1 protein-coding gene is annotated in these 257 nt (G+C 33.5%); it reads left to right on the forward strand.

Annotated features, from left to right (window positions below):
- Window positions 1-257: hypothetical protein (locus ENTHG_RS25900; protein ID WP_044172127.1), on the forward strand; the 257-nt coding region annotated here is incomplete at both ends.

Raw genomic sequence — 257 nt, forward strand, 5'->3', positions numbered from 1 at the left:
ATTCTGCTGGAAGCCCTATTTCCTGTTCCGGAGGGGTCTCAAAGAGAAATTGCGGACATATGTGAGCATGTATGCGAAACACTTATTGATATGTTTTTTACAGTCTTGTTAGTCCGATTTATTATAAGCCATATTAATATTGTACCGGATGATTCTTTTTATGATTTCATATTGGTCGGAATAATATATGTTTCATTGTTTACATTGATGCTTTTTGTCGGTTTGTATTTAGTAACTCAAGGTATGAAGAGTTTTAT

The organism is Phytobacter massiliensis JC163 (genome assembly GCF_000321045.1).
Lineage (GTDB): Bacteria > Pseudomonadota > Gammaproteobacteria > Enterobacterales > Enterobacteriaceae > Phytobacter_A > Phytobacter_A massiliensis.